This is a genomic window from Variovorax sp. V93 (genome assembly GCF_041154485.1).
GTDB lineage: Bacteria > Pseudomonadota > Gammaproteobacteria > Burkholderiales > Burkholderiaceae_C > Variovorax > Variovorax beijingensis_A.
This window is the reverse complement of the sequence record NZ_AP028669.1, coordinates 2,612,625-2,632,502: the sequence shown is the minus strand read 5'-3', so window position 1 is coordinate 2,632,502 and position 19,878 is coordinate 2,612,625. Positions and strand designations below refer to the sequence as shown.

General features: G+C 66.4%; 15 protein-coding genes. 7 read left to right on the top strand and 8 right to left on the bottom strand.

The genetic code is table 11. The features are described from left to right. Positions 1 to 230: 230 nt before the first annotated feature. The 7 genes from ACAM54_RS12470 to ACAM54_RS12440 all read right to left on the bottom strand — a co-directional run bounded on the left by ACAM54_RS12470 (position 231) and on the right by ACAM54_RS12440 (position 9,753). On the bottom strand, positions 231 to 1,007 hold the full coding sequence (locus tag ACAM54_RS12470; RefSeq protein ID WP_145747412.1) for an ABC transporter ATP-binding protein: 777 nt from the start codon (positions 1,005 to 1,007) through the stop codon (positions 231 to 233). Further along, the gene (locus tag ACAM54_RS12465) at positions 1,007 to 2,332 is read right to left on the bottom strand and encodes a branched-chain amino acid ABC transporter permease (protein WP_369650872.1); all 1,326 of its coding nucleotides are present in this window, start codon (positions 2,330 to 2,332) and stop codon (positions 1,007 to 1,009) included. Before ACAM54_RS12465 ends, ACAM54_RS12470 begins: the two co-directional genes overlap by 1 nt. 4 nt (positions 2,333 to 2,336) lie before the next feature. Further along, entirely contained in the window at positions 2,337 to 3,290 is a 954-nt protein-coding gene (locus ACAM54_RS12460; protein WP_369650871.1) for a branched-chain amino acid ABC transporter permease, read from the bottom strand. 82 nt (positions 3,291 to 3,372) lie between these two features. Beyond that, positions 3,373 to 4,611, bottom strand: a complete 1,239-nt coding sequence (locus ACAM54_RS12455) for a branched-chain amino acid ABC transporter substrate-binding protein (protein ID WP_145747409.1) — start codon at positions 4,609 to 4,611, stop codon at positions 3,373 to 3,375. Between the two features lie 201 nt (positions 4,612 to 4,812). Beyond that, positions 4,813 to 6,042: a branched-chain amino acid ABC transporter substrate-binding protein gene (locus ACAM54_RS12450; RefSeq protein WP_145747408.1), complete on the bottom strand. Its 1,230-nt coding sequence runs from the start codon at positions 6,040 to 6,042 to the stop codon at positions 4,813 to 4,815. 140 nt (positions 6,043 to 6,182) lie between these two features. After that, a complete protein-coding gene (locus ACAM54_RS12445; RefSeq protein ID WP_369650870.1) occupies positions 6,183 to 7,826 on the bottom strand; it encodes a 3-(methylthio)propionyl-CoA ligase in 1,644 nt (547 codons plus the stop codon). 130 nt (positions 7,827 to 7,956) lie between these two features. Then, entirely contained in the window at positions 7,957 to 9,753 is a 1,797-nt protein-coding gene (locus tag ACAM54_RS12440; protein WP_369650869.1) for a carboxylesterase/lipase family protein, read from the bottom strand. A gap of 200 nt (positions 9,754 to 9,953) precedes the next feature. On the opposite strand from ACAM54_RS12440, the gene ACAM54_RS12435 reads away from it, so the two are divergent. The 6 genes from ACAM54_RS12435 to ACAM54_RS12410 all read left to right on the top strand — a co-directional run bounded on the left by ACAM54_RS12435 (position 9,954) and on the right by ACAM54_RS12410 (position 14,741). Further along, a complete protein-coding gene (locus tag ACAM54_RS12435) occupies positions 9,954 to 11,030 on the top strand; it encodes an AraC family transcriptional regulator (RefSeq protein ID WP_369650868.1) in 1,077 nt (358 codons plus the stop codon). Between the two features lie 65 nt (positions 11,031 to 11,095). Further along, positions 11,096 to 12,580, top strand: a complete 1,485-nt coding sequence (locus ACAM54_RS12430; RefSeq protein WP_369650867.1) for a YdiU family protein — start codon at positions 11,096 to 11,098, stop codon at positions 12,578 to 12,580. After that, on the top strand, positions 12,577 to 12,987 hold the full coding sequence (msrB, locus tag ACAM54_RS12425; RefSeq protein ID WP_012748038.1) for a peptide-methionine (R)-S-oxide reductase MsrB: 411 nt from the start codon (positions 12,577 to 12,579) through the stop codon (positions 12,985 to 12,987). The genes ACAM54_RS12430 and msrB overlap by 4 nt, the downstream gene beginning before the upstream one ends. A gap of 25 nt (positions 12,988 to 13,012) precedes the next feature. Beyond that, on the top strand, positions 13,013 to 13,552 hold the full coding sequence (locus ACAM54_RS12420) for a septation protein A (protein ID WP_145743829.1): 540 nt from the start codon (positions 13,013 to 13,015) through the stop codon (positions 13,550 to 13,552). Continuing rightward, positions 13,549 to 13,830 (top strand): BolA family transcriptional regulator, encoded by a 282-nt coding sequence (locus ACAM54_RS12415; RefSeq protein ID WP_145743827.1) that lies wholly within the window; start codon positions 13,549 to 13,551, stop codon positions 13,828 to 13,830. The genes ACAM54_RS12420 and ACAM54_RS12415 overlap by 4 nt, the downstream gene beginning before the upstream one ends. 125 nt (positions 13,831 to 13,955) lie before the next feature. Then, positions 13,956 to 14,741, top strand: a complete 786-nt coding sequence (locus ACAM54_RS12410; RefSeq protein ID WP_369650866.1) for a peptidylprolyl isomerase — start codon at positions 13,956 to 13,958, stop codon at positions 14,739 to 14,741. Positions 14,742 to 14,810: 69 nt separating this feature from the next. Here ACAM54_RS12410 and purL read toward each other — a convergent pair whose 3' ends face one another. Next, the gene (purL, locus tag ACAM54_RS12405) at positions 14,811 to 18,833 is read right to left on the bottom strand and encodes a phosphoribosylformylglycinamidine synthase (RefSeq protein WP_369650865.1); all 4,023 of its coding nucleotides are present in this window, start codon (positions 18,831 to 18,833) and stop codon (positions 14,811 to 14,813) included. A 197-nt stretch (positions 18,834 to 19,030) separates the two neighbouring features. Between purL and map the strand changes: the two genes are divergently transcribed. Further along, on the top strand, positions 19,031 to 19,855 hold the full coding sequence (map, locus tag ACAM54_RS12400) for a type I methionyl aminopeptidase (protein WP_012748043.1): 825 nt from the start codon (positions 19,031 to 19,033) through the stop codon (positions 19,853 to 19,855). The last annotated feature ends 23 nt before the right edge of the window (positions 19,856 to 19,878 follow it).

The window sequence follows — 19,878 nt, the reverse complement described above, 5'->3', positions numbered from 1 at the left end:
TCGCTGCGGGGAGCACCCGATGCCCTGCGCACGATGGGCGCGGCTGTGATGCTGGCCGATCAACCACCGCTCTGAATAACGATCACGTCGATGGGGTGCCTTGCGCAGCGAAATCAAGGAGGAGGCCGCAGGCCGGGGGACATTCGCGGAGCAAGGTACCCCGTCGGCGGGATCGCGCCCTGGACAAGGCATGTCAAACACAACGCGACGCAGAGAAAAGCGGATTGCCATCAGTGCCCCGCCCCCTGCGCATCGGCAACCGAAGATCCCAGATAGGCCTCCTGAACCCGCGCATTGGCACGAACCGCGGCCGGCGTGTCGAAGGCGATGACCTCGCCATACACCACCACCGCGATCTTGTCGGCCAGCCCGAAGACCACGCCCATGTCGTGCTCCACCGTCAGCAGCGTCTTGCCGACCGTGACGTGCTTGATCAGCGAGATGAAATGCGCGGTCTCGGTCTTGCTCATGCCCGCCGTGGGCTCGTCCAGAAGAATGACGCCGGCGCCGCCGGCAATGGTCACGCCGATCTCGAGCGCGCGCTGCTCCGCATAGGTGAGGTTCACCGCGTGCACGTCGCGCTTGCGCTGCAGGCCGATCTGCCGCATGAGCTCTTCGGTGCGCGCGTTGGCGTCGTCCAGGTTCGAGAGAAAGCGCAGGAAGGTGTAGCGGTAGCCCAGGCTCCACAGCACGCCGCAGCGCAGGTTCTCGAACACGCTGAGCTTCGGGAAGATGTTGGTGATCTGGAAGCTGCGCGACAGGCCCAGCCGGTTGATCTCGAAAGGCTTCTTGCCGTCGATGCGCTGGCCGTTCAGCAGCACCTCGCCGCTCGTGGGCGCGAGCCGCCCGCTGATCAGGTTGAACAGCGTCGACTTGCCCGCCCCGTTCGGGCCGATGATGGCCACGCGCTCCCCGGCCTTCACGGCCAGGTCCACGCCGCGGATGATTTCGGTCTTGCCGAAATTCTTGCGCAGCGACTTCAGTTCCAGTGCATATTGCGCGCTCATTACGCGGCCTCCCGGCGCTTGATTTCTGCTTCGATCTCTTCCTGCGCCTGGCCCCAGACACGCACGAAGCGCCGGCGCGCCACCTCCAGCGCGGCCAGGCCCACGGCCAGGATCGCGGCGGCGCCGAGCCAGCTTGCCGCGGCGGACGTATCGATCGCCACGCCGAAGTAATTCAGCTTGGGCCCGAGCGCCGAATTGAGCTGGATGTGATAGATCATCTCGATCAGCGCGGCAGCGCCCACCACCACCGGCACCAGCGCCACGGCCAGCGCGACATACAGCAGCCAGAAGCGGTTGAACTTGCCGAACTTGGCAACCCGCAGGTTCATCATCACCAGGCTGGCGATGCCGCCGGGCGCGAACATCACCATGAACACGAACACCAGGCCAAAGTAGAGCTGCCAGGCCTTCGAGAGCTCCGACAGCAGGATCGAGGCGAACACCAGCAGCACCGCGCCGATGATCGGGCCGAAGAAGAACACCGCCCCGCCCAGGAAAGTGAACAGCAGGTAGCCGCCCGAGCGGATGGCGCTCAGGCTGTCGGCCGCGTTCACGATCTCGAAGTTGATCGATGCCAGCCCGCCGCCAATGCCCGCGAAGAAGCCCGCGATGATGAAGGCGAAGTAGCGCACGCGCTGCGTGTTGTAGCCGATGAACTCCACGCGCTCCGGGTTGTCGCGCACCGCATTCAGCATGCGGCCGAGCGGCGTGCCGGTGAAGGCATACATGAGCGCGGTGCAGACGAAGCAGTAGGCGGCGATCAGGTAGTACACCTGGATCTGCGGGCCGAAGTTGAAGCCGAAGAAGCTCGGCCCGTACACGCGGTTGGTGGTGATGCCGCCCTCGCCTCCGAAGAAGCTCGGGAACATCAGCGCCATGGAGGCCACGAGCTCGCCGATGCCCAGCGTGATCATCGCGAAGGTGGTGCCCGACTTCTTGGTCGTGACGAAGCCCAGCAGGATGGCAAAGAACATGCCGGCCAGGCCGCCCACCAGCGGAATGGCCACCAGCGGAATCTGCAGCCCGCCCTTGTCGCCCATGTTCATCACGTGGATGGCAAGGAAGGAACCGAGCCCGACATACACCGCATGGCCGAAGCTCAGCATGCCGCCCTGCCCCAGCAGGATGTTGTAGCTCAGGCAGATGATGATCAGGTAGCCCATCTGCGAGAGCATGGTGAGCGCCAGGCTGCTCTTGAACAGCAGCGGCGAGACGATCAGCACGATCGCGAACAGCGACCAGATCAGGAAGCGCCCGATGTTCCAGGGCTTGAAGCGGTAGTACTGCGTGGTGGCCGCAGTGGTCGTGGTGGTTGTGCCTGTCATGGCTTCAGTCCTCCCGGGTGCCAAGAAGACCCTTGGGCCTGAAGATGAGGATCAGCACCAGGAACAGGTACGGCAGGATCGGCGCGACCTGCGAGATCGTGAGCTTGAGCAGCTCGTAGCCGAAGGTCTGGTCGGTCACCGTGAAGCCCAGCAGCTGCAGGCCGCCCGCGAACGACTGGTCCATGGCCACCGCGAAGGTCTGGATGATGCCGATCAAGAGCGACGCCAGGAATGCGCCGGCCAGCGAGCCCATGCCGCCGACCACCACCACCACGAAGATGATCGAGCCGACCGAGGCCGCCATCGCGGGCTCGGTGACGTAGGTGTTGCCGCCCACCACGCCCGCTAGGCCCGCGAGCGCGGCACCGCCGCCGAACACCAGCATGAAGACGCGCGGCACGTTGTGGCCCAGCGCCTCGACCATGTCGGGGTGCTTGAGCGCCGCCTGGATCACCAGGCCGATGCGCGTGCGCGTGAGCAGCAGCCACACCGAGATGAGCATCAGCACCGCCACCAGCATGATGAACGAGCGCGACTTGGGAAACTGCGTGCCGTACAGCGAGAACAGCGGCCCCTGCAGCTGCGGCGGCAGGCCGTAGGGCACGGTCGAGCGGCCCCAGGCGAGCTGCACCAGCTCCAGGATGAGGTACGAAAGCCCGAAGGTCACCAGGAGCTCCGGCACGTGGCCGAACTTGTGGACCCGGCGCAGGCTGTAGCGCTCGAAGGCGGCGCCCAGCAGGCCCACCAGCAGCGGCGCGATGAACAGCGCCGGCCAGAAGCCGACGATGCCCGACAGCGTGTAGGCGATGTAGGCGCCCAGCATGTAGAAGCTGGCGTGCGCGAAGTTGAGCACGCCCATCATGCTGAAGATCAGCGTAAGGCCGGAGCTCAGCATGAACAGCAGCAGCCCGTAGCTGACGCCGTTGAGCAGCGAGATGACGAAGAATTCGACGTTCATCGGTCTTTCGTGTCAGGTGAGAAAAGAAAAAAGGCCCGAGTGTTCAAGTCGGGCCTCGACCGGTCGGCGCGCGATCAGGCGATCACGAGGCGTTGGGCCGCTTCATCTGGCACGACGTGGGCGTGCTCGCAACGTAGGCCTCGTAGAACTTGACGGGCGCCAGCGTGTAGCCGGTGTTCTCGGGGCTGTAGGGGTTCTTGGCGTCGGCCTTCTGCCAGCGCGTGATCCACAGGCCCTGCTGCAGCTGGTGGTCGGCCTTGCGCATCTCGACGTCGCCGTTGAAGCTCTTGAACTTCATGCCTTCCATCGCGGCCGCCACCTTGACCGGCTCGGTCGACTTGGTGCGCACGAAGGCTTCGCTGAGCATGGCGTACACCGTGTAGATGTCAGTGGTGTACATGTCGTCGTTGAACTTCTTCTTGAACTCGTTCATCAACGGTTGCACGGGGCCGGGCGCGTTGTAGTGGCTGTAGCCCACCTGGTAGACCTTGCCGTCCGAAGCCGCGCCCATGGCGGTGGGCGTGCCGTTGGTCACGGCGTAGTAGGTGTAGAACTTGACGTTCAGGCCCGAGTCGTTGGCCGACTTGATGAGCAGCGCGAGGTCGGAGCCCCAGTTGCCGGTGATGACGGTGTCGGCACCCGAAGCCTTGATTTTGGCGATGTAGGGCGAGAAGTCGCGCACCTGCGCGAGCGGATGCAGGTCGTCGCCCACGATCTCGACATCGGGCCGCTTGTCCTTGAGGTTCTGCTTGGCGAACTTGGAGACCTGCTGGCCGTGCGAGTAGTTCTGGTTGATGAGGTAGACCTTCTTGATGTCGGGCTGCTCCTTCATGAAGGCGGTCAGCGCTTCCATCTTCATGGAGGTGTCGGCGTCGAGCCGGAAGTGCCAGTAGCTGCACTTGCTGTTGGTGAGGTCGGGGTCGACGGCCGCGTAGTTGATGTAGAGCACTTCCTTGCCCGGGTTGCGGGCGTTGTGCTTCTCGAGCGCGTCGATGATGGCCAGCGCCGGGCCGGAGCCGTTGCCCTGCACCACGTAGCGCGCGCCCTGATCCATCGCGGAGCGCAGCGCGCTGGTGGTTTCCTGCGGACTCAGCTTGTTGTCGATGGCGATGACCTCGAACTTCACGCCGGCCGCGTTCTTCTTGTTGAACTCCTCGGCCAGGAACTGGAAGGTCTTGAGCTGGTTGGTGCCAACGGCCGCCATCAGGCCCGACAGCGGGTCGAGCCAGGCGATCTTCACGGTCTCGCCCTTCTGGGCCAGGGCGCCGGCGGCGCTCGCTGCAAGGATGGATGCGGTAGCGATTTTCAGAGCGAACTTCACGATCTATTTCTCCTGGTCAAACCGAATCAAAAAGACTTGCACGAGCGTACAAGCGTTCACTGCCCCTCCCCTCAGGGAATGCCCGAAGGGGGCGGCCGCAAAGGCCCGTTTCTATCGCGCAGGCGACAGCGCATTTCTCCAATTTCTACCCGAGGGTAGACAGCTTCTACCCACGAGTAGGAAATGCGTTCACAAAGACGCTCAAGGGCGCTTCATCTGGCAGGTCGTCGGCGTGCTGGCCACATACGACTCGTAGTACTTCACGGGGACATTGGTGTAGCCGGTGTTCTCGGCGTCATAGGGGTACTTGGCGCTGGCTTTCTCCCAGCGTGAGATGTAGAGGCCCTGTTGCAGCTGGTGGTCGGCCTTGCGCATCTCGACCTCCCCGTTGAAGCTCTTGATCTTCATGCCCTCGAGCGCGGCCGCAACCTTGACCGGATCGGTCGACCTGGTCTGCACGAAGGCGGCGTCGAGCAGCGCGAACGTGTGGTAGATCGACGATTGCGTCAGGTCGTCGTTCATCTTCTTCTTGTAGCCGGCGAGCAGCTTCTGGATTTCGCCTCCCATGTTGTAGTGGCCATATGCCACGGTGTAGATCTTGCCGGCGGAGGTGGCGCCCATGGCCGTCGGGGTCCCGGTGCCGAAGGCGTAGTAGGTGAGGAACTTGACGTCCAGGCCCGAATCGTTGGCGGCCTTGATGAGCAGCGACAGGTCGGAACCCCAGTTGCCGGTGATGACGGTGTCCGCGCCCGAGGCCTTGATCTTGGCGATGTAGGGCGAGAAGTCGCGCACCTGGGCGAGCGGGTGCAGGTCGTCGCCCACGATCTGGATGTCGGGGCGCTTGGCCTTCAGGTCTTCCTTCGCGAACTTGGACACCTGCACGCCGTGCGCGTAGTTCTGGCCCAGGATGTAGACCTTCTTGATGTCGGGCTGGTCCTTCATCCAGGTGGTCAGCGCCTCCATCTTCATGGAGGTGTCGGCATCGAGGCGAAAGTGCCAGTAGCTGCACTTGCTGTTGGTGAGGTCCGGGTCGACCGCCGCATAGTTCAGGTAGAGCAGTTCCTTGCCCGGATTGCGTGCGTTGTTCTTCTCGATGGCGTCGATGATGGCCAGTGCCGGCCCGGAGCCATTGCCCTGGGTGATGTAGCGCGCGCCCTGGTCCTGCGCGGAGCGCAGCGCGGCGGTGGTTTCCTGCGGGCTCAGCTTGTTGTCGATCGCGATGATCTCGAACTTCACGCCCGAGGCATTCTTCTTGTTGAACTCCTCGGCCAGGAACTGCGTGGTCTTGAGCTGGTTGGTGCCCACGGCTGCCATCAGGCCCGACAGCGGATCGAGCCAGGCGATCTTGACGGTCTCGCCCTTCTGGGCGAATGCGGCCGTCATGCCGACCAACATGGCACAGGCGGCTGCGGACTTGATGGCAAATTGCATGAAGAGTCTCCGGAGTGAAAGTCGGGATGCCAGCGTACAAGCGCCCTTTTCTTCGCCGCACAGGGATTGCCCGGAAGGAAGGCCGCCGAAGCGGCCCTGCTATCGCATACGCGACAGTGCGGACGGGCCTTGGCGCCTGGTCAGGTGGTGGGAAGCTTGTAGTCCTTGAGCAGTTCGCGCAGCCTGGTCTTGAGGATCTTGCCGGTGGCCCCGATCGGAATCGCCTCGACGAACACCACGTCGTCGGGGATCTGCCACTTGGCCGTCTTGCCCTCGTAGAACTTCAGCAGCTCCTCGCGCGCGACTTCCGCATTGGGCTTCTTCACCACCGCGATGATCGGCCGCTCGTCCCACTTGGGGTGGTGCACGCCGATGCAGGCGGCCATGGCGACGGCCGGGTGCGCGACGGCGATGTTCTCGATCTCGATGGAGCTGATCCATTCGCCGCCGGACTTGATCACGTCCTTGCTTCGGTCGGTGATCTGCAGGTAGCCCTCGGCGTCGATGGTGGCAACGTCGCCGGTGGGGAACCAGCCGCGGCCCTGCTCGTCGCGGATGAGCGGGTCGCCGCCCTCGCCCTTGAAGTACTCCTTCACGATCCATGGGCCCTTGACCAACAGGTCGCCGTAGGCCTTGCCGTCCCAGGGCAGCTCCTTGCCGTTGCCGTCGACGATCTTCATGTCGACGCCGAAGATGGCGCGGCCCTGCTTCATGCGGATCTGCAGCTGCGCATCGGGCGGCAGCGACAGGTGCTTGTTCTTGAGCGTGCACAGCGTGCCCAGCGGGCTCATCTCGGTCATGCCCCAGGCATGCAGCACCTCGACGTTGTAGTTCTCCTGGAACGCCGTGATCATGGCCGGCGGGCAGGCCGAACCGCCGATCACGGTGCGGTTGAGCTTGCTGAACTTCAGGCCGTTGGCCTGCATGTGGCCGAGCATCATCTGCCACACGGTGGGCACGCCGGCCGCGAAGGTGACGCCTTCGGATTCGATCAGCTCGTACACCGATTTGCCGTCGAGCGCCGGGCCGGGAAACACGAGCTTGCAGCCCACCAGCGCGGCCGAGTACGGAATGCCCCAGGCGTTGACGTGGAACATCGGCACCACCGGCAGCACCGAGTCGCGCGCCGACAGCCGCATGACGTCCGGCAGGGCCGCGGCGTAGGCATGCAGCATGGTCGAGCGGTGGCTGTAGAGCGCGGCCTTGGGGTTGCCCGTGGTGCCGCTCGTGTAGCACATGCTCGAGGCCGAGTTCTCGTCGAAGGTGGGCCAGTCGTAGCCGGTGGATTGCCCGCCGATCCAGCTTTCGTAGCTTACGAGGTTGGGCACGCCGCTGTCCGCCGGGATCTTGTCGGCATCGCACAGGGCAATCCATTTGCGGACCGTGGGGCACTTGGCATGCACCGCCTGCACGAGCGGCAGGAAGCTCAGGTCGAAGCACAGGATCTGGTCTTCGGCGTGGTTGGCGATCCAGGCGATCTGGTCGGGGTGCAGGCGCGGGTTGATGGTGTGCAGCACGCGGCCGCTGCCGCTCACGCCGTAGTACAGCTCCAGGTGCCGGTAGCCGTTCCAGGCCAGGGTGGCGATGCGGTCGCTGAACAGCAGCTGCTCACCGTCCAGCGCATTGGCCACCTGCCGGGCGCGAGATGCGATACCGCCCCACGTCGTGCGGTGGATGTCGCCCTCGACCCGGCGCGAGACGATCTCGCCGTCGCCGTTGTGGCGCTCGGCGAACTCGATCAGCGACGAGATCAAAAGCGGTTGGTCTTGCATCAAACCCAGCATCTACGGACTCCTTTTTGAAATGACTTCATGAAAGCTTGCGGACAACGGATTCACGCAAGCTTCGGCCACTTCCACAATGACACAAACCCGCACTGCCGGATTGAACGCAGCGGCTCATTGATGCGCCTGATCAAGGCACGGCCTGCACCGGCGTGACCACGGCCGCCGAGGGCGTGGCGTCGAGCCGCAGCTGCGACGGCCATGTCGCCCAGGTTGCACCAAGTTCGGGCGTGCTCGGGTCGCCCTTGCGCATGAAGGCACCGACGCTGGCCATCACGGCCCTGGACAGCGCGAGCCGGCCGGGCTGGTTGGCCTTGCCGCCCATCACGTTGCTGAGCAGCGAGCCGCTGAAGTTGCCGAACACGAACGGCAGGTCGAAGGCATGCGCAGCCCCGTACACGTCGTTCCACGGTGAGGGCTCCTGCGCCCAGTCGAGGCGGTAGTGCCAGATGTTCGACTGGTGCGTCTTCATCGTGTTGAGCAGGTTGTCGCGATTGGCCTCGAACAGGCCCTTCGTGATGACGGCGGTGGCCGCGTTGTAGCCCGTGCCGGGCGTGTCTACCGGAAGGTAGGACGGATCGATGATGTCGGCCGCCGTGAGCGTGGACTGCGCATCGGGGTCGAAGTTGAACATCATCGAGAAGCGCTGGGCATCGGTGACGATCCAGCCCGGCTTCGGGAAGCCGATGGTTCCCAGCAGCGAGGCGAAGAGCTTGCCCTCGTCGCGCGTATTCCCGGCGAGCATCGGCACCTTGGCGTAGTTGCCGGCGGCGATCGCGCCGATGGGATCGGCAGGCAGCACCGTGCCGTCGGGAATGGGCGCAACGCTGCCCAGGCCATTGGCGACCACCGTCGCCAGCATCGCGCCACCCTCCTGCGCGCGCAGGTATTCGGCAATCTGCGCCGGCGTGCGCGTGCCGATGTAGGCCTTGGCGGCGGCTGCGTCGGCGGCAGTGCCATCGGCCACGAGCAGCTTCTCGAGGATCGACTGGCCCTGCGCGAGCGAAGCCGAGGCCGGCGCCAGCGTCGGCAGCGTGCCTGGCGGCAGGTTGCTCGCGAGCGAGATCCCGCCGCTCATCTCGAAGGCCTTGTGGAACAGGCCCTTGGCCATTGGCGAGGTCATCACCGCCAGCAGGTTGGTGGCGCCGGCCGATTCGCCCGAGAGCGTGACGTTGCCCGGATCGCCACCGAAGTTCGCGACGTTGTTCTTGATGAAGCGCAGCGCCGCCATGACGTCGAGCAGCGCGAAGTTGCCCGAGTCGTCGCCCGCGCTGCCGCCCGGACGCAGTTGCGGCATGTTCAGGAAGCCCAGGATGCCCAGGCGATAGCTGGCGGTGACGACCACCGCGTTGGCGGCCTTGGCGAGCCGGGCGCCGTCGTAGAGCGGATCGGCCGTGTAGCCCGAAATATTGCTGCCGCCGTGCACGAACAGCAGCACCGGCAGGTTCTGCTCGTCCGTGGCGGGCCGCCAGATGTTGACGAACAGGCAGTCCTCGCTGCCGACCGGCTTGCCCAGCATGGTGCCGATGGTGGCGTCGTAGGTGTTGTTGGCTCCGGGGCTGAAGAGGCGGCCGATCTGCAGGCAGGCATTGCCGAATTTCGCGGCCGGGCGGATGCCGCTCCAGCCCTCGGGCTCCGCCGGCGCACGCCAGCGCAGCGGGCCGACCGGCGGCTGCGCGAAGGGAACGCCCTTCCAGAACCAGGTACCCGAGCTGGCGCTGTCGTCCACGCCCTCGACCTTGCCGGCAGTGGTCTGGCGCACCATGGGGCCGTCGACGGCCGGTGGCGGCGCGGCGGGCGGCGGCGCAGGCGGCGCGGCCGGCAGGAACGAGAACGACCCGCCCGAGGAGCCGCCGCCGCAGGCCGCGAGGGCCAGGCAGGCGGCCGCGGCCAGTGCCCGCGCCGCCGCCGTGGTCGTTGCCGCCATGCCCTGGTTTTCTGGCCGGGCGCGTACCGCTGCTGTCAGTGCCGTATCCATTTTTTGTCTCCACACCGGGTTAATCGGAATTCCTGCCTGCGCGTCCGGTGGCCATACTCCGGCCCGCCGAACCCCTTAAAAATTCTAGGAACGCACGCCGTTTCCGCCGCTATCGCAAGCGCGCCAATTCAATGACTTCAGGAGCCTCCATGCCGCATGCCCAGCGCCGGCCGCAACGCCGGTCCGGCTGCGCGCAGCAGCCCGAGCTGCGGACCAGTTCGGCCGCCTGGCTCGAAGGCGTGCTCTCGATGTTCGAGGCCGAGGGAATCGACGTGCCCTCGCTGCTGCGCGATGCGGGCTTCGATCCCGATTCGCTGCATCGGCAGAATGCCCGCATCCCGGTGGACGAGATCTCCGTGCTCTGGCAACTGGCAGTGGCGCGCGCCGGCAAGCCCACGCTGGGCCTGGCCCGCGACCTGGCCGCCACGCACAGCAAGCTGGGCACGGTCGGCCACGCCATGGCCTGCAGCGCCGACCTGGGCGCGGCGCTGGTGCGGCTCACGCGCTACATGGCCGTGATCTCCGACGCGACCGCCTTCTCGCTGCAGCGCGAGGCGCGCGGCTGCTGGATGGTGATGGAGCACACCGGCGGCAGCCTCCCGATTCCGCGCCAGCGCGTCGAATACGCCCTGCTGACCGTCTTCATGCAGTGCCAGTGGCTCACGCGGCGCGAGCTGCAGCCGCTGGCGCTCGAATTCGTCTATCCGCCGCCCGTCGACGACCGGCTGCACCGCGAGGCCTTCGGCTGCGCCATCCACTACAACGCGCCGGCCAACCGGCTGCTGCTGTCGGCAGCCGACATGGCGATGCCGCTGCCCACCCACCACCCCACGTTGGGCCAGATGCAGGAGCACCTGCTGGACGACCAGCTGAACCTGCTGGGCCAGACCACCACCAGCACCCTGGTGTGCGCCGAGATCGCACGGCGGCTGCCGCAAGGCGAACCGCGCCGGCAGGACGTGGCCGCCGGCCTCGGCCTCGCGGAGCGCACGCTGCAGCGGCGGCTGCAGCAGGAATCGGTGTCGTTCCAGTCGCTGCTCGACCGCACCCGCCGCGAACTGGCGCAGCAGTACCTGGCGGAAGACCGCCACACGCTCACCGACGTGGCCGACATGCTCGGCTTCGTCGACAGCAGCAACTTCTTCCGGGCCTGCAAGCGCTGGTTCGGGCTGCCGCCCGCCCAATACCGGGCGCGCATCTGGGACACGCCGGCGCTGGCCCACTGAACGGGCCTCGACCCGCCGATGGCCCGCATCGCCAGGGGTCTCGCGCTCTGCCGGACAATCCGGGCATGAGCTTGCTTGCTGAAGACACGGCCGCCGCGGACCTGGGATTGCGCTGGAAACCCGGATTCCGGGCGCTGGGCCCCGCCTTTCTTACCGAACTGCGGCCGACGCCGCTGCCCGATCCCTCCTACTGGGTGGGCCACAGCGAGGCGACGGCCCGCATGCTCGGCCTGCCGTCCGATTGGCGGCAATCGGACGGGACGCTGGAGGCATTGACCGGCAACCTGCCCGTGGCCGGCACGCAGCCCTTCGCCACCGTGTACAGCGGCCACCAGTTCGGCGTCTGGGCCGGCCAGCTCGGCGACGGCCGCGCCATCATGCTTGGCGAAACCGAGGGCGGCCTCGAGGTGCAGCTCAAGGGCGCGGGCCGCACGCCCTACTCGCGCGGCGCCGACGGCCGCGCCGTGCTGCGCTCCAGCATCCGCGAATTCCTCTGCAGCGAGGCCATGCACGGCCTGGGCATTCCGACCACCCGCGCGCTCTGCGTCACGGGCTCCGACGCCCGGGTGTATCGCGAAGTGCCCGAAAGCGCTGCCGTCGTGACACGCGTGGCGCCCAGCTTCATCCGCTTCGGCCACTTCGAGCACTTTTCGGCCAACCAGCGCGATGCCGAACTGCGTGCGCTGGCCGACTACGTCATCGACCGCTACTACCCGGCCTGCCGCACCACCGATCGCTTCAGCGGCAACGCCTACGCGGCCTTCCTCGAAGCCGTGAGCGAGCGCACCGCCGCCCTGCTTGCGCAGTGGCAGGCCGTGGGCTTCTGCCATGGCGTGATGAACACCGACAACATGAGCATCCTCGGGCTCACCATCGACTACGGGCCGTTCCAGTTCCTCGACGGCTTCGATCCGCGCCACATCTGCAACCACAGCGACACCAGCGGGCGCTACGCCTTCAACCAGCAGCCCAACGTGGCCTACTGGAACCTGTTCTGCCTCGCACAGGCCCTGTTGCCGCTGATCGGCGACCAGGAAATCGCCGTCGCGGCGCTGGAGTCCTACAAGACGGTGTTCCCGCGCGAATTCGAGGGCCGCATGCGCGCCAAGCTCGGCCTCGCGCAACCGGCCGAAGGCGACCGTGCGCTCATCGAGGGCGTGCTGAAGCTCTTGGCCGCCGAAAAGGTCGACTACACCATCTTCTGGCGCCGCCTTTCGCAGCACATGGCCGACGGCAACGTCGAACCGGTGCGCGACCTGTTTCTGGACCGCGCGGGCTTCGATGCCTGGCTGCTATCCTTTTCGCAGCGCCATGCGCAGGCGCCGCGCGCGGAAGCCGCAGCCCTGATGCTCGAATCCAATCCGAAGTACGTGTTGCGGAACCACCTGGGCCAGCAAGCCATCGAAGCGGCGAGCCAGAAAGACTTCTCGGCTGTGGCAACCTTGTTGGCCCTGCTCGAAACCCCATTTGAAGAACATCCCGGCGCCGATGCCTATGCCGGGTTCCCGCCCGACTGGGCTTCCACGATCGAAATCAGCTGCTCATCATGACCACTCCCATCGAGAAAACCGACGCCGAATGGAAGGCCCTGCTTGCCGAAAAAGGCGCCGAGCCCGCGGCCTTCGAGGTCACGCGCCACGCGGCCACCGAACGGCCCTTCACCGGCAAGTACGAGGCGCACTGGGACGACGGCACCTACCATTGCATCTGCTGCGGCGCCAAGCTGTTCGAATCGTCCACCAAGTTCGATGCGGGCTGCGGCTGGCCGAGCTTCTCGCAAGAGGCCGTGCCGGGCGCCATCCGGAACATCGTCGACCGCTCGCATGGCATGGTGCGCACCGAGAACGTCTGCGCCAATTGCGGCGCCCACCTGGGCCACGTGTTCCCCGACGGCCCCACCGAAACCGGCCTGCGGTACTGCATGAATTCCGCCTCGCTCGACTTCAAGAAAAAATAAGCAACCGAACCGGCCCGTCCAGCGCATGAAACTGATCCTCGACTTCTTTCCGATCCTGCTGTTCTTCGGCGCCTACAAGCTGGCCGACATCTACACCGCCACCGGCGTGCTGATGGCCGCCACCGTGCTGCAGATGGGCATCATCTACGCGCTCGACCGCAAGCTGCAGGCCATGCAGAAGGCCACGCTGGTGCTGATCCTGCTGTTCGGCACGCTCACGCTCGCGCTGCACGACGACCGCTTCATCAAGTGGAAGCCCACGGTCCTGTACGGCGCCATGGCCATCGCGCTGGCGGTGGCGCTCTGGGCGCTGAAGAAGAACTTCCTCAAGATGCTGCTGGGCTCGCAGCTGCAGCTGCCGGATCGCATCTGGGGGCGCCTGAACGTGGCGTGGATCGGCTATTGCCTCTTCATGGCGGCCATCAACGGCTACGTGGCGGCGTACTTCACGACCGAGGCATGGGTCAACTTCAAGCTCTGGGGCTACGCGTTCCCGATCGTGTTCCTGGTGGCGCAGGGGCTCTACATCTCGCCGCACCTCAAGAACGACGAACCCTCCGTATGAGCACCGCCACCACCCATCCGCTGCCCACGGCACGCGAGCTCGAAGCGGCGCTGCGCCAGGCGCTGCAGCCCACCATGCTCGAGGTGATCGACGAGAGCGGCGCCCACGCCGGCCATGCGGGCGCCAATGCCGAGGGCCGGGGCACCCACTTCCGGGTCCGCATTGCTTCCCCACTGTTCGAAGGGAAGCCCCGCGTGGCGCGCCATCGCCTTGTGTATGATGCCCTCCAAGTTTTTATCGCACAGGGTCTGCACGCCATCGCCATCGAGGTGCTCTGAGTCGTTCGATTGCCGGCACGCGCCGAGACGGCCGCGGCGGCCCGACCCCATTCTTCCCGCTCCTTCGCTTTTTTTCCACGCGCTTTTCCTATCCGCGCATTTCCCTCCAGCCTGATATTCATTCCATGAAAAAACAACTCTTGCAGGCCGTTGCGGCCGCAGCGCTGCTCGGTGCGATTCCTCTGGCGGCCCAGGCGCAGAACGCAGCCATCGTCAACGGCAAGCCCGTGCCCAAGGCGCGCATGGACGTGCTGGCCCAGCAGCTGGCGGCAGCCGGCCGGCCGGTCACGCCGGAGATGCAGGGCCAGCTGCGCGAGGAAATCGTCGCGCGCGAAGTGTTCATGCAGGAAGCGCAGAAGCAGGGCCTCGACGCCACCGAGGACTACAAGAACCAGCTCGAACTCGCTCGCCAGGCCATCCTGATCCGCGCCCTGTTCGAGAACTACCGCAAGACCAGCCCGGTCTCGGACGCTGAAGTCAAGGCCGAGTACGACAAGTTCGTGGCGGCCAATGGCGGCAAGGAATACAAGGCCCGCCATATCCTGGTCGAGACCGAAGACCAGGCCAAGAAGATCATGGCCGACCTGAAGAAGGGCGCCAAGTTCGAGGACATCGCCAAGAAGCAGAGCAAGGACCCGGGATCGGGCGCCAATGGCGGCGATCTCGACTGGGCCAACCCCGCGAGCTTCGTGCCCGAGTTCTCCGAGGCGATGATCAAGCTCAAGAAGGGCGAAACCACGGCAGCCCCGGTCAAGACACAGTTCGGCTACCACATCATCCGCGTCGACGACATCCGCCAGGCGCAACTGCCGAAGCTGGAAGAAGTGCAGCCGCAGATCACGCAGCAGCTGCAACAGCAGCGCCTGCAGAAGTACCAGGAAGAGCTGCGCGCGAAGGCAAAGGTCGAGTAAGCCCCGCGGCTTTCCTGCCCCATGAAAAAAGCGGCCCGCGGGCCGCTTTTTCGTTTCGGGCTTTTTCTTTCAGCCCACCCAGCGGCGCGCATTGCGCCAGATGCGCATCCAGGGGCTCAGTTCGCTCCTGTCGCCGCCGGTCCAGCTCATCTGGATGTTGCGGAACACGCGCTCGGGGTGCGGCATCACGGCGGTGAAGCGGCCGTCGGGCGTGGTCACCGAGGTCAGGCCGCCGGCGCTGCCGTTCGGGTTGAACGGGTACTGCTCGGTCGGCTGGCCGTGGTTGTCCACGAAGCGCATGGCGGCAATGGCCTTGGCGGCATCGCCGCGGTGCTTGAAGTTGGCGTAGCCCTCGCCATGCGCCACCGCGATCGGCAGGCGCGTGCCGGCCATGCCCGCGAAGAAGATGCTCGGCGATTCAAGCACCTCGACCATCGACAGGCGCGCCTCGAAGCGTTCGCTCTGGTTGGTGGTGAAGCGCGGCCAGGCTTCGGCGCCCGGGATGATGTCGGCCAGCTCGGCGAACATCTGGCAGCCGTTGCACACGCCCAGGCCGAAGGTGTCGGTACGGCCGAAGAAGGCCTTGAACTGTTCGGCCAGCTTCGGGTTGAAGGTGATGCTGCGCGCCCAGCCGATGCCGGCGCCCAGCGTGTCGCCATAGCTGAAGCCGCCGCAGGCCACCACGCCCTTGAAATCGGCGAGGTCCGCCCGGCCCGCCTGCAGGTCGGTCATGTGGACGTCGAAGGCTTCGAAGCCGGCTTCGGTGAAGGCGTAGGCCATCTCGACATGCGAGTTGACGCCCTGCTCGCGCAGGATGGCGACCTTGGGGCGCGACGACAGCAGCCCCGGGCCGAGTTCGCCCCAGCCCTTGCCGAGCGGCGGCGAGACATGCCAGTGCAGGCCCGGGTCGCCCGGCTCGCCGGCCGCGGCGTGCTCGGCATCGGCGCAGGCCGGGTTGTCGCGCTCGCGGGCGATCTTCCAGCTGACCGAATCCCACACCTGGTGCAGGTCCTGCAGCGTCGCGCTGAACACCGACCTGGCATCGCGCCAGACCTCGAGCTTGCCCTTGCCGGCCTCCATCGTGGAGCTGGCAGGCCGCGTCTTGCCGACGAAGTGGCTGTGCGCGCTGAGGCCGTGGGCGCGCAGCACCTGCATCACCTCGTTGCGCTCGGCCGTGCGCACCTGCAGCACCATGCCGAGCTCTTCGTTGAACAGTGCCTTGAGCGTGAGTTCCTCGCGCCGCGCGCTGACCTGCTGCGCCCAGTTCTTGGCGTCGCCGGTCTCCATGCGGCTGTCGGAAATGCCGTCGCCTTCGGTGACCAGCATGTCGACATTGAGCGCCACGCCCACGTGGCCCGCAAAGGCCATTTCGCAGGCGGTGGCGAACAGGCCGCCGTCGCTGCGGTCGTGCATGGCCAGGATCTTGCCGTCGGCGCGCAGCGCGTTCACGGCATTGACCAGCGCCACCAGTTGTGCCGGGTCGTCGAGGTCGGGCACCGTGTCGCCGCTCTGGTTCAGCGTCTGCGCCAGGATGCTGCCGGCCATGCGGTGCTGGCCGCGGCCCAGGTCGATCAGCACGAGCGTGGTGTCGGCCTCGGTGGCGTCGAGCTGCGGCGTGAGCGTGCCGCGCACGTCGGCCAGCGTGGCGAACGCGCTCACGATCAGGCTCACGGGCGAGGTGACGTTCCGGGCTTCGTCGCCGTCTTTCCACTGCGTGCGCATCGACAGCGAATCCTTGCCGACCGGGATCGACACGCCCAGCGCCGGGCACAGTTCCAGCCCCACGGCCTTGACGGTTTCATACAGCGCGGCGTCTTCGCCGGGCTCGCCGCAGGCCGCCATCCAGTTGGCCGAGAGCTTCACGCGCGAGAGCTCGATCGGCGCGGCCAGCAGGTTGGTGATGGCCTCGGCCACGGCCATGCGGCCCGAGGCCGGCGCGTCGAGCGCGGCCAGCGGCGTGCGCTCGCCCATGCTCATCGCCTCGCCGGCAAAGCCCTTGTAGTCGGCCAGCGTGACGGCGCAATCGGCCACCGGCACCTGCCAGGGGCCGACCATCTGGTCGCGGTGGCTCAGGCCACCCACGGTGCGGTCGCCGATGGTGATCAGGAAGCGCTTGGAGGCCACGGTCGGGTGCGACAGCACGTCGATGGCGGCCTTCTGCAGGTCGACGCCCGTGAGGTCGAGCGGCTTGAAGGTGCGGGCAACGGTCTTGACGTCGCGGTGCATCTTGGGCGGCTTGCCGAGCAGCACGTCCATCGGCATGTCGACGGGTTGTACCTCGGCGCCCTCGTCGGCCACCAGCAGCTGGCGGTCTTCGGTCGCCACGCCCACCACCGAGAACGGGCAGCGCTCGCGCTCGCAGAAGGCCTTGAACTGTTCGAGCGATTCCGGCGCGATGGCCAGTACGTAGCGCTCCTGGCTTTCGTTGCACCAGATTTCCTTGGGCGCCATGCCGGACTCTTCGAGCGGCACGGCGCGCAGGTCGAAGCGCGCGCCGCGGCCGGCGTCGTTGGTCAGTTCGGGGAAGGCGTTGCTCAGGCCGCCCGCGCCCACGTCGTGGATCGCGAGGATCGGGTTGGCCGCGCCCTGCTGCCAGCAGTGGTTGATGACTTCCTGGGCGCGGCGCTCGATCTCGGGGTTGCCGCGCTGCACCGAGTCGAAATCGAGTTCGGCCGCGTTGGCACCCGTGGCCATGGAACTCGCGGCGCTGCCGCCCATGCCGATGCGCATGCCGGGGCCGCCGAGCTGGATCAGCAGCGAGCCGGCCGGGAACTGGATTTTTTTCGTCTGCGTGGCGTCGATGCTGCCGAGGCCGCCCGCGATCATGATGGGCTTGTGGTAGCCGCGCTGCACCGTGTCGACGTCGCTCGCCACGGTCTGCTCGTATTCGCGGAAATAGCCCAGCAGGTTGGGCCGGCCGAACTCGTTGTTGAAGGCGGCGCCGCCCAGCGGGCCCTCGGTCATGATCTGCAGCGGGCTCGCGATGTGCTCGGGCTTGCCGTAGTGGCCCTCTTCCGGCCAGAGCTTCGACACCGTGAAGCCGGTCAGGCCAGCCTTGGGCTTGGAGCCGCGGCCGGTGGCGCCTTCGTCGCGGATCTCGCCGCCCGCGCCGGTCGAGGCGCCCGGGAACGGCGAAATGGCCGTCGGATGGTTGTGCGTCTCGACCTTCATCAGCACGTGGCTCAGCGCGCTATCTTTTTGATAGCTCTGCGAATCCGAAGCCGGAATGAAGCGCTCGACCGTCGTGCCCTCCATCACCGAGGCGTTGTCGGCATAGGCAATGACGGTGTGTTGCGGGTTCTGCTTCTCGGTGTGGCGGATCATCGAGAACAGGCTCTGCGGCTGGGCCTGGCCGTCGATCGCGAAGCTGGCGTTGAAGATCTTGTGGCGGCAGTGCTCGCTGTTGGCCTGCGCGAACATCATCAGCTCGACGTCGCTCGGGTTGCGCCCGAGCCGGGTGAAGGCTTCGACCAGGTAGTCGATCTCGTCTTCCGCCAGCGCCAGGCCGAAACCCGTGTTGGCCGCCACCAGCGCGGCGCGGCCGCCGCCCTGCACGTCGACCAGCGCCATCGGCTGGGCCGGCAGCTCGCTGAACAGGCTGGCGGCCTGCTCCACCGTGGCCAGCACCGATTCGGTCATGCGGTCGTGCAGCGGGCCGGCCACGGCAGCCAGCAGGTCGCCTTCGAGCACGGGCGCCTTGCCGATCAGCGGGGCCTTGAGCTTCAGGTGGTACTGGGTGACCCGCTCGACCCGGCGCAGCGCCAGGCCGCAGTTGTGGGCGATGTCGGTGGCCTTGGAGGCCCAGGGCGAGACGGTGCCCAGGCGCGGCGTGACGACCACCGAAGCGCCCGCCTTGGCCGGGGCCTCGAAGGGCTCGCCGTAGGTCAGGAGCGCCGCGAAGCGCTCGCGGCCGGCCGCATCGAGTGCCGCATCGGTGACCACCAGGTGCACGAAACGGGCACCGATGCCCTCGATGCGCGCATCGATCGCCTGCAGCTTCGGCAGCAGCTGCCGCGCACGGAAATCGCTGAGTGCGCTGCCGCCCTCGAAAAGGGTTACGACGGGAAGGGCTTGAGGTGCGGGCTGCGTCACGGTCGATGGGGCCTGGGGCCGCGTTGGGAATCAAGAAAATCGAGGGGGATGGCCGCTGACTGGGGCCATCCGCGTAAGCCCTGAATTTTAGGCCATCGCCGGGCCGCCCCGAGATGGCCGCCCCCCTCGGGGGGCAGCGGGACACGAAGTGCCCCGCGTTGGGGGCAGGTTCATCTGCTGAATGGGATAATTCCGGGATGAGCATTACCTACAAAGACGCCGCAGGCATCGAAGCCATGCGCGTCGCCTGCCGCCTGGCTTCCGAGGTGCTGGACTACCTCACGCCCTTCATCAAGCCCGGCATCACCACGAACGATGTCGACCGCCTGGCCGCCGAATACATGGTCAAGCAGGGCACCACCTCGGCCACGGTGGGCTATATGGGCGCGAGCAGCGTGCCCTTCCCGAAGTCGCTCTGCACCTCGGTGAACCACGTGGTCTGCCACGGCATTCCCAATGACAAGCCGCTGAAAAAGGGCGACATCATGAACGTCGACGTGACCGTCATCAAGGATGGCTGGTTCGGCGACAACAGCCGCATGTACATCATCGGCGATGCCTCCATTGCCGCCAAGCGGCTGTGCAGCATCACCTTCGAAGCCATGTGGCACGGCATCCTGCAGGTGCGCCCCGGCGCGCACCTGGGCGACGTGGGCCATGCGATCCAGAAGTTCGCCGAAGGCCAGGGCTATTCGGTGGTGCGCGAATTCTGCGGCCACGGCGTGGGCCAGCGCTTCCACGAAGAGCCGCAGGTGCTGCACTACGGCCGCCCGGGCACGCTGGAAGAACTCAAGCCCGGCATGATCTTCACCATCGAGCCGATGATCAACGCCGGCAAGCGCGAGGTGAAGGAAGACTTCAAGGGCGGCCAGTACGACGGCTGGACCATCGTCACGCGCGACCATTCGCTGTCGGCGCAGTGGGAACACACGGTGCTGGTCACCGAAACAGGCTACGAGGTGCTCACGCTGTCGGAAGGCAGCCCACCCCTGCCCTCGTTCGTCACTTCCACGAAAACGTGAGCCGCGCGAGCGGCGCGCGGCCG

What these genes read in the sequence shown, in the direction of transcription:
- ACAM54_RS12470 (WP_145747412.1), bottom strand. Translation starts at nt 1,007, where the DNA reads ATGAGCGCGCAATATGCACTGGAACTGAAGTCGCTGCGCAAGAATTTC.
- ACAM54_RS12465 (WP_369650872.1), bottom strand. Translation starts at nt 2,332, where the DNA reads ATGACAGGCACAACCACCACGACCACTGCGGCCACCACGCAGTACTAC.
- ACAM54_RS12460 (WP_369650871.1), bottom strand. Translation starts at nt 3,290, where the DNA reads ATGAACGTCGAATTCTTCGTCATCTCGCTGCTCAACGGCGTCAGCTAC.
- ACAM54_RS12450 (WP_145747408.1), bottom strand. Translation starts at nt 6,042, where the DNA reads ATGCAATTTGCCATCAAGTCCGCAGCCGCCTGTGCCATGTTGGTCGGC.
- ACAM54_RS12445 (WP_369650870.1), bottom strand. Translation starts at nt 7,826, where the DNA reads ATGCTGGGTTTGATGCAAGACCAACCGCTTTTGATCTCGTCGCTGATC.
- ACAM54_RS12440 (WP_369650869.1), bottom strand. Translation starts at nt 9,753, where the DNA reads ATGGCGGCAACGACCACGGCGGCGGCGCGGGCACTGGCCGCGGCCGCC.
- ACAM54_RS12435 (WP_369650868.1), top strand. Translation starts at nt 9,954, where the DNA reads ATGCCGCATGCCCAGCGCCGGCCGCAACGCCGGTCCGGCTGCGCGCAG.
- ACAM54_RS12430 (WP_369650867.1), top strand. Translation starts at nt 11,096, where the DNA reads ATGAGCTTGCTTGCTGAAGACACGGCCGCCGCGGACCTGGGATTGCGC.
- msrB (WP_012748038.1), top strand. Translation starts at nt 12,577, where the DNA reads ATGACCACTCCCATCGAGAAAACCGACGCCGAATGGAAGGCCCTGCTT.
- ACAM54_RS12420 (WP_145743829.1), top strand. Translation starts at nt 13,013, where the DNA reads ATGAAACTGATCCTCGACTTCTTTCCGATCCTGCTGTTCTTCGGCGCC.
- ACAM54_RS12415 (WP_145743827.1), top strand. Translation starts at nt 13,549, where the DNA reads ATGAGCACCGCCACCACCCATCCGCTGCCCACGGCACGCGAGCTCGAA.
- ACAM54_RS12410 (WP_369650866.1), top strand. Translation starts at nt 13,956, where the DNA reads ATGAAAAAACAACTCTTGCAGGCCGTTGCGGCCGCAGCGCTGCTCGGT.
- map (WP_012748043.1), top strand. Translation starts at nt 19,031, where the DNA reads ATGAGCATTACCTACAAAGACGCCGCAGGCATCGAAGCCATGCGCGTC.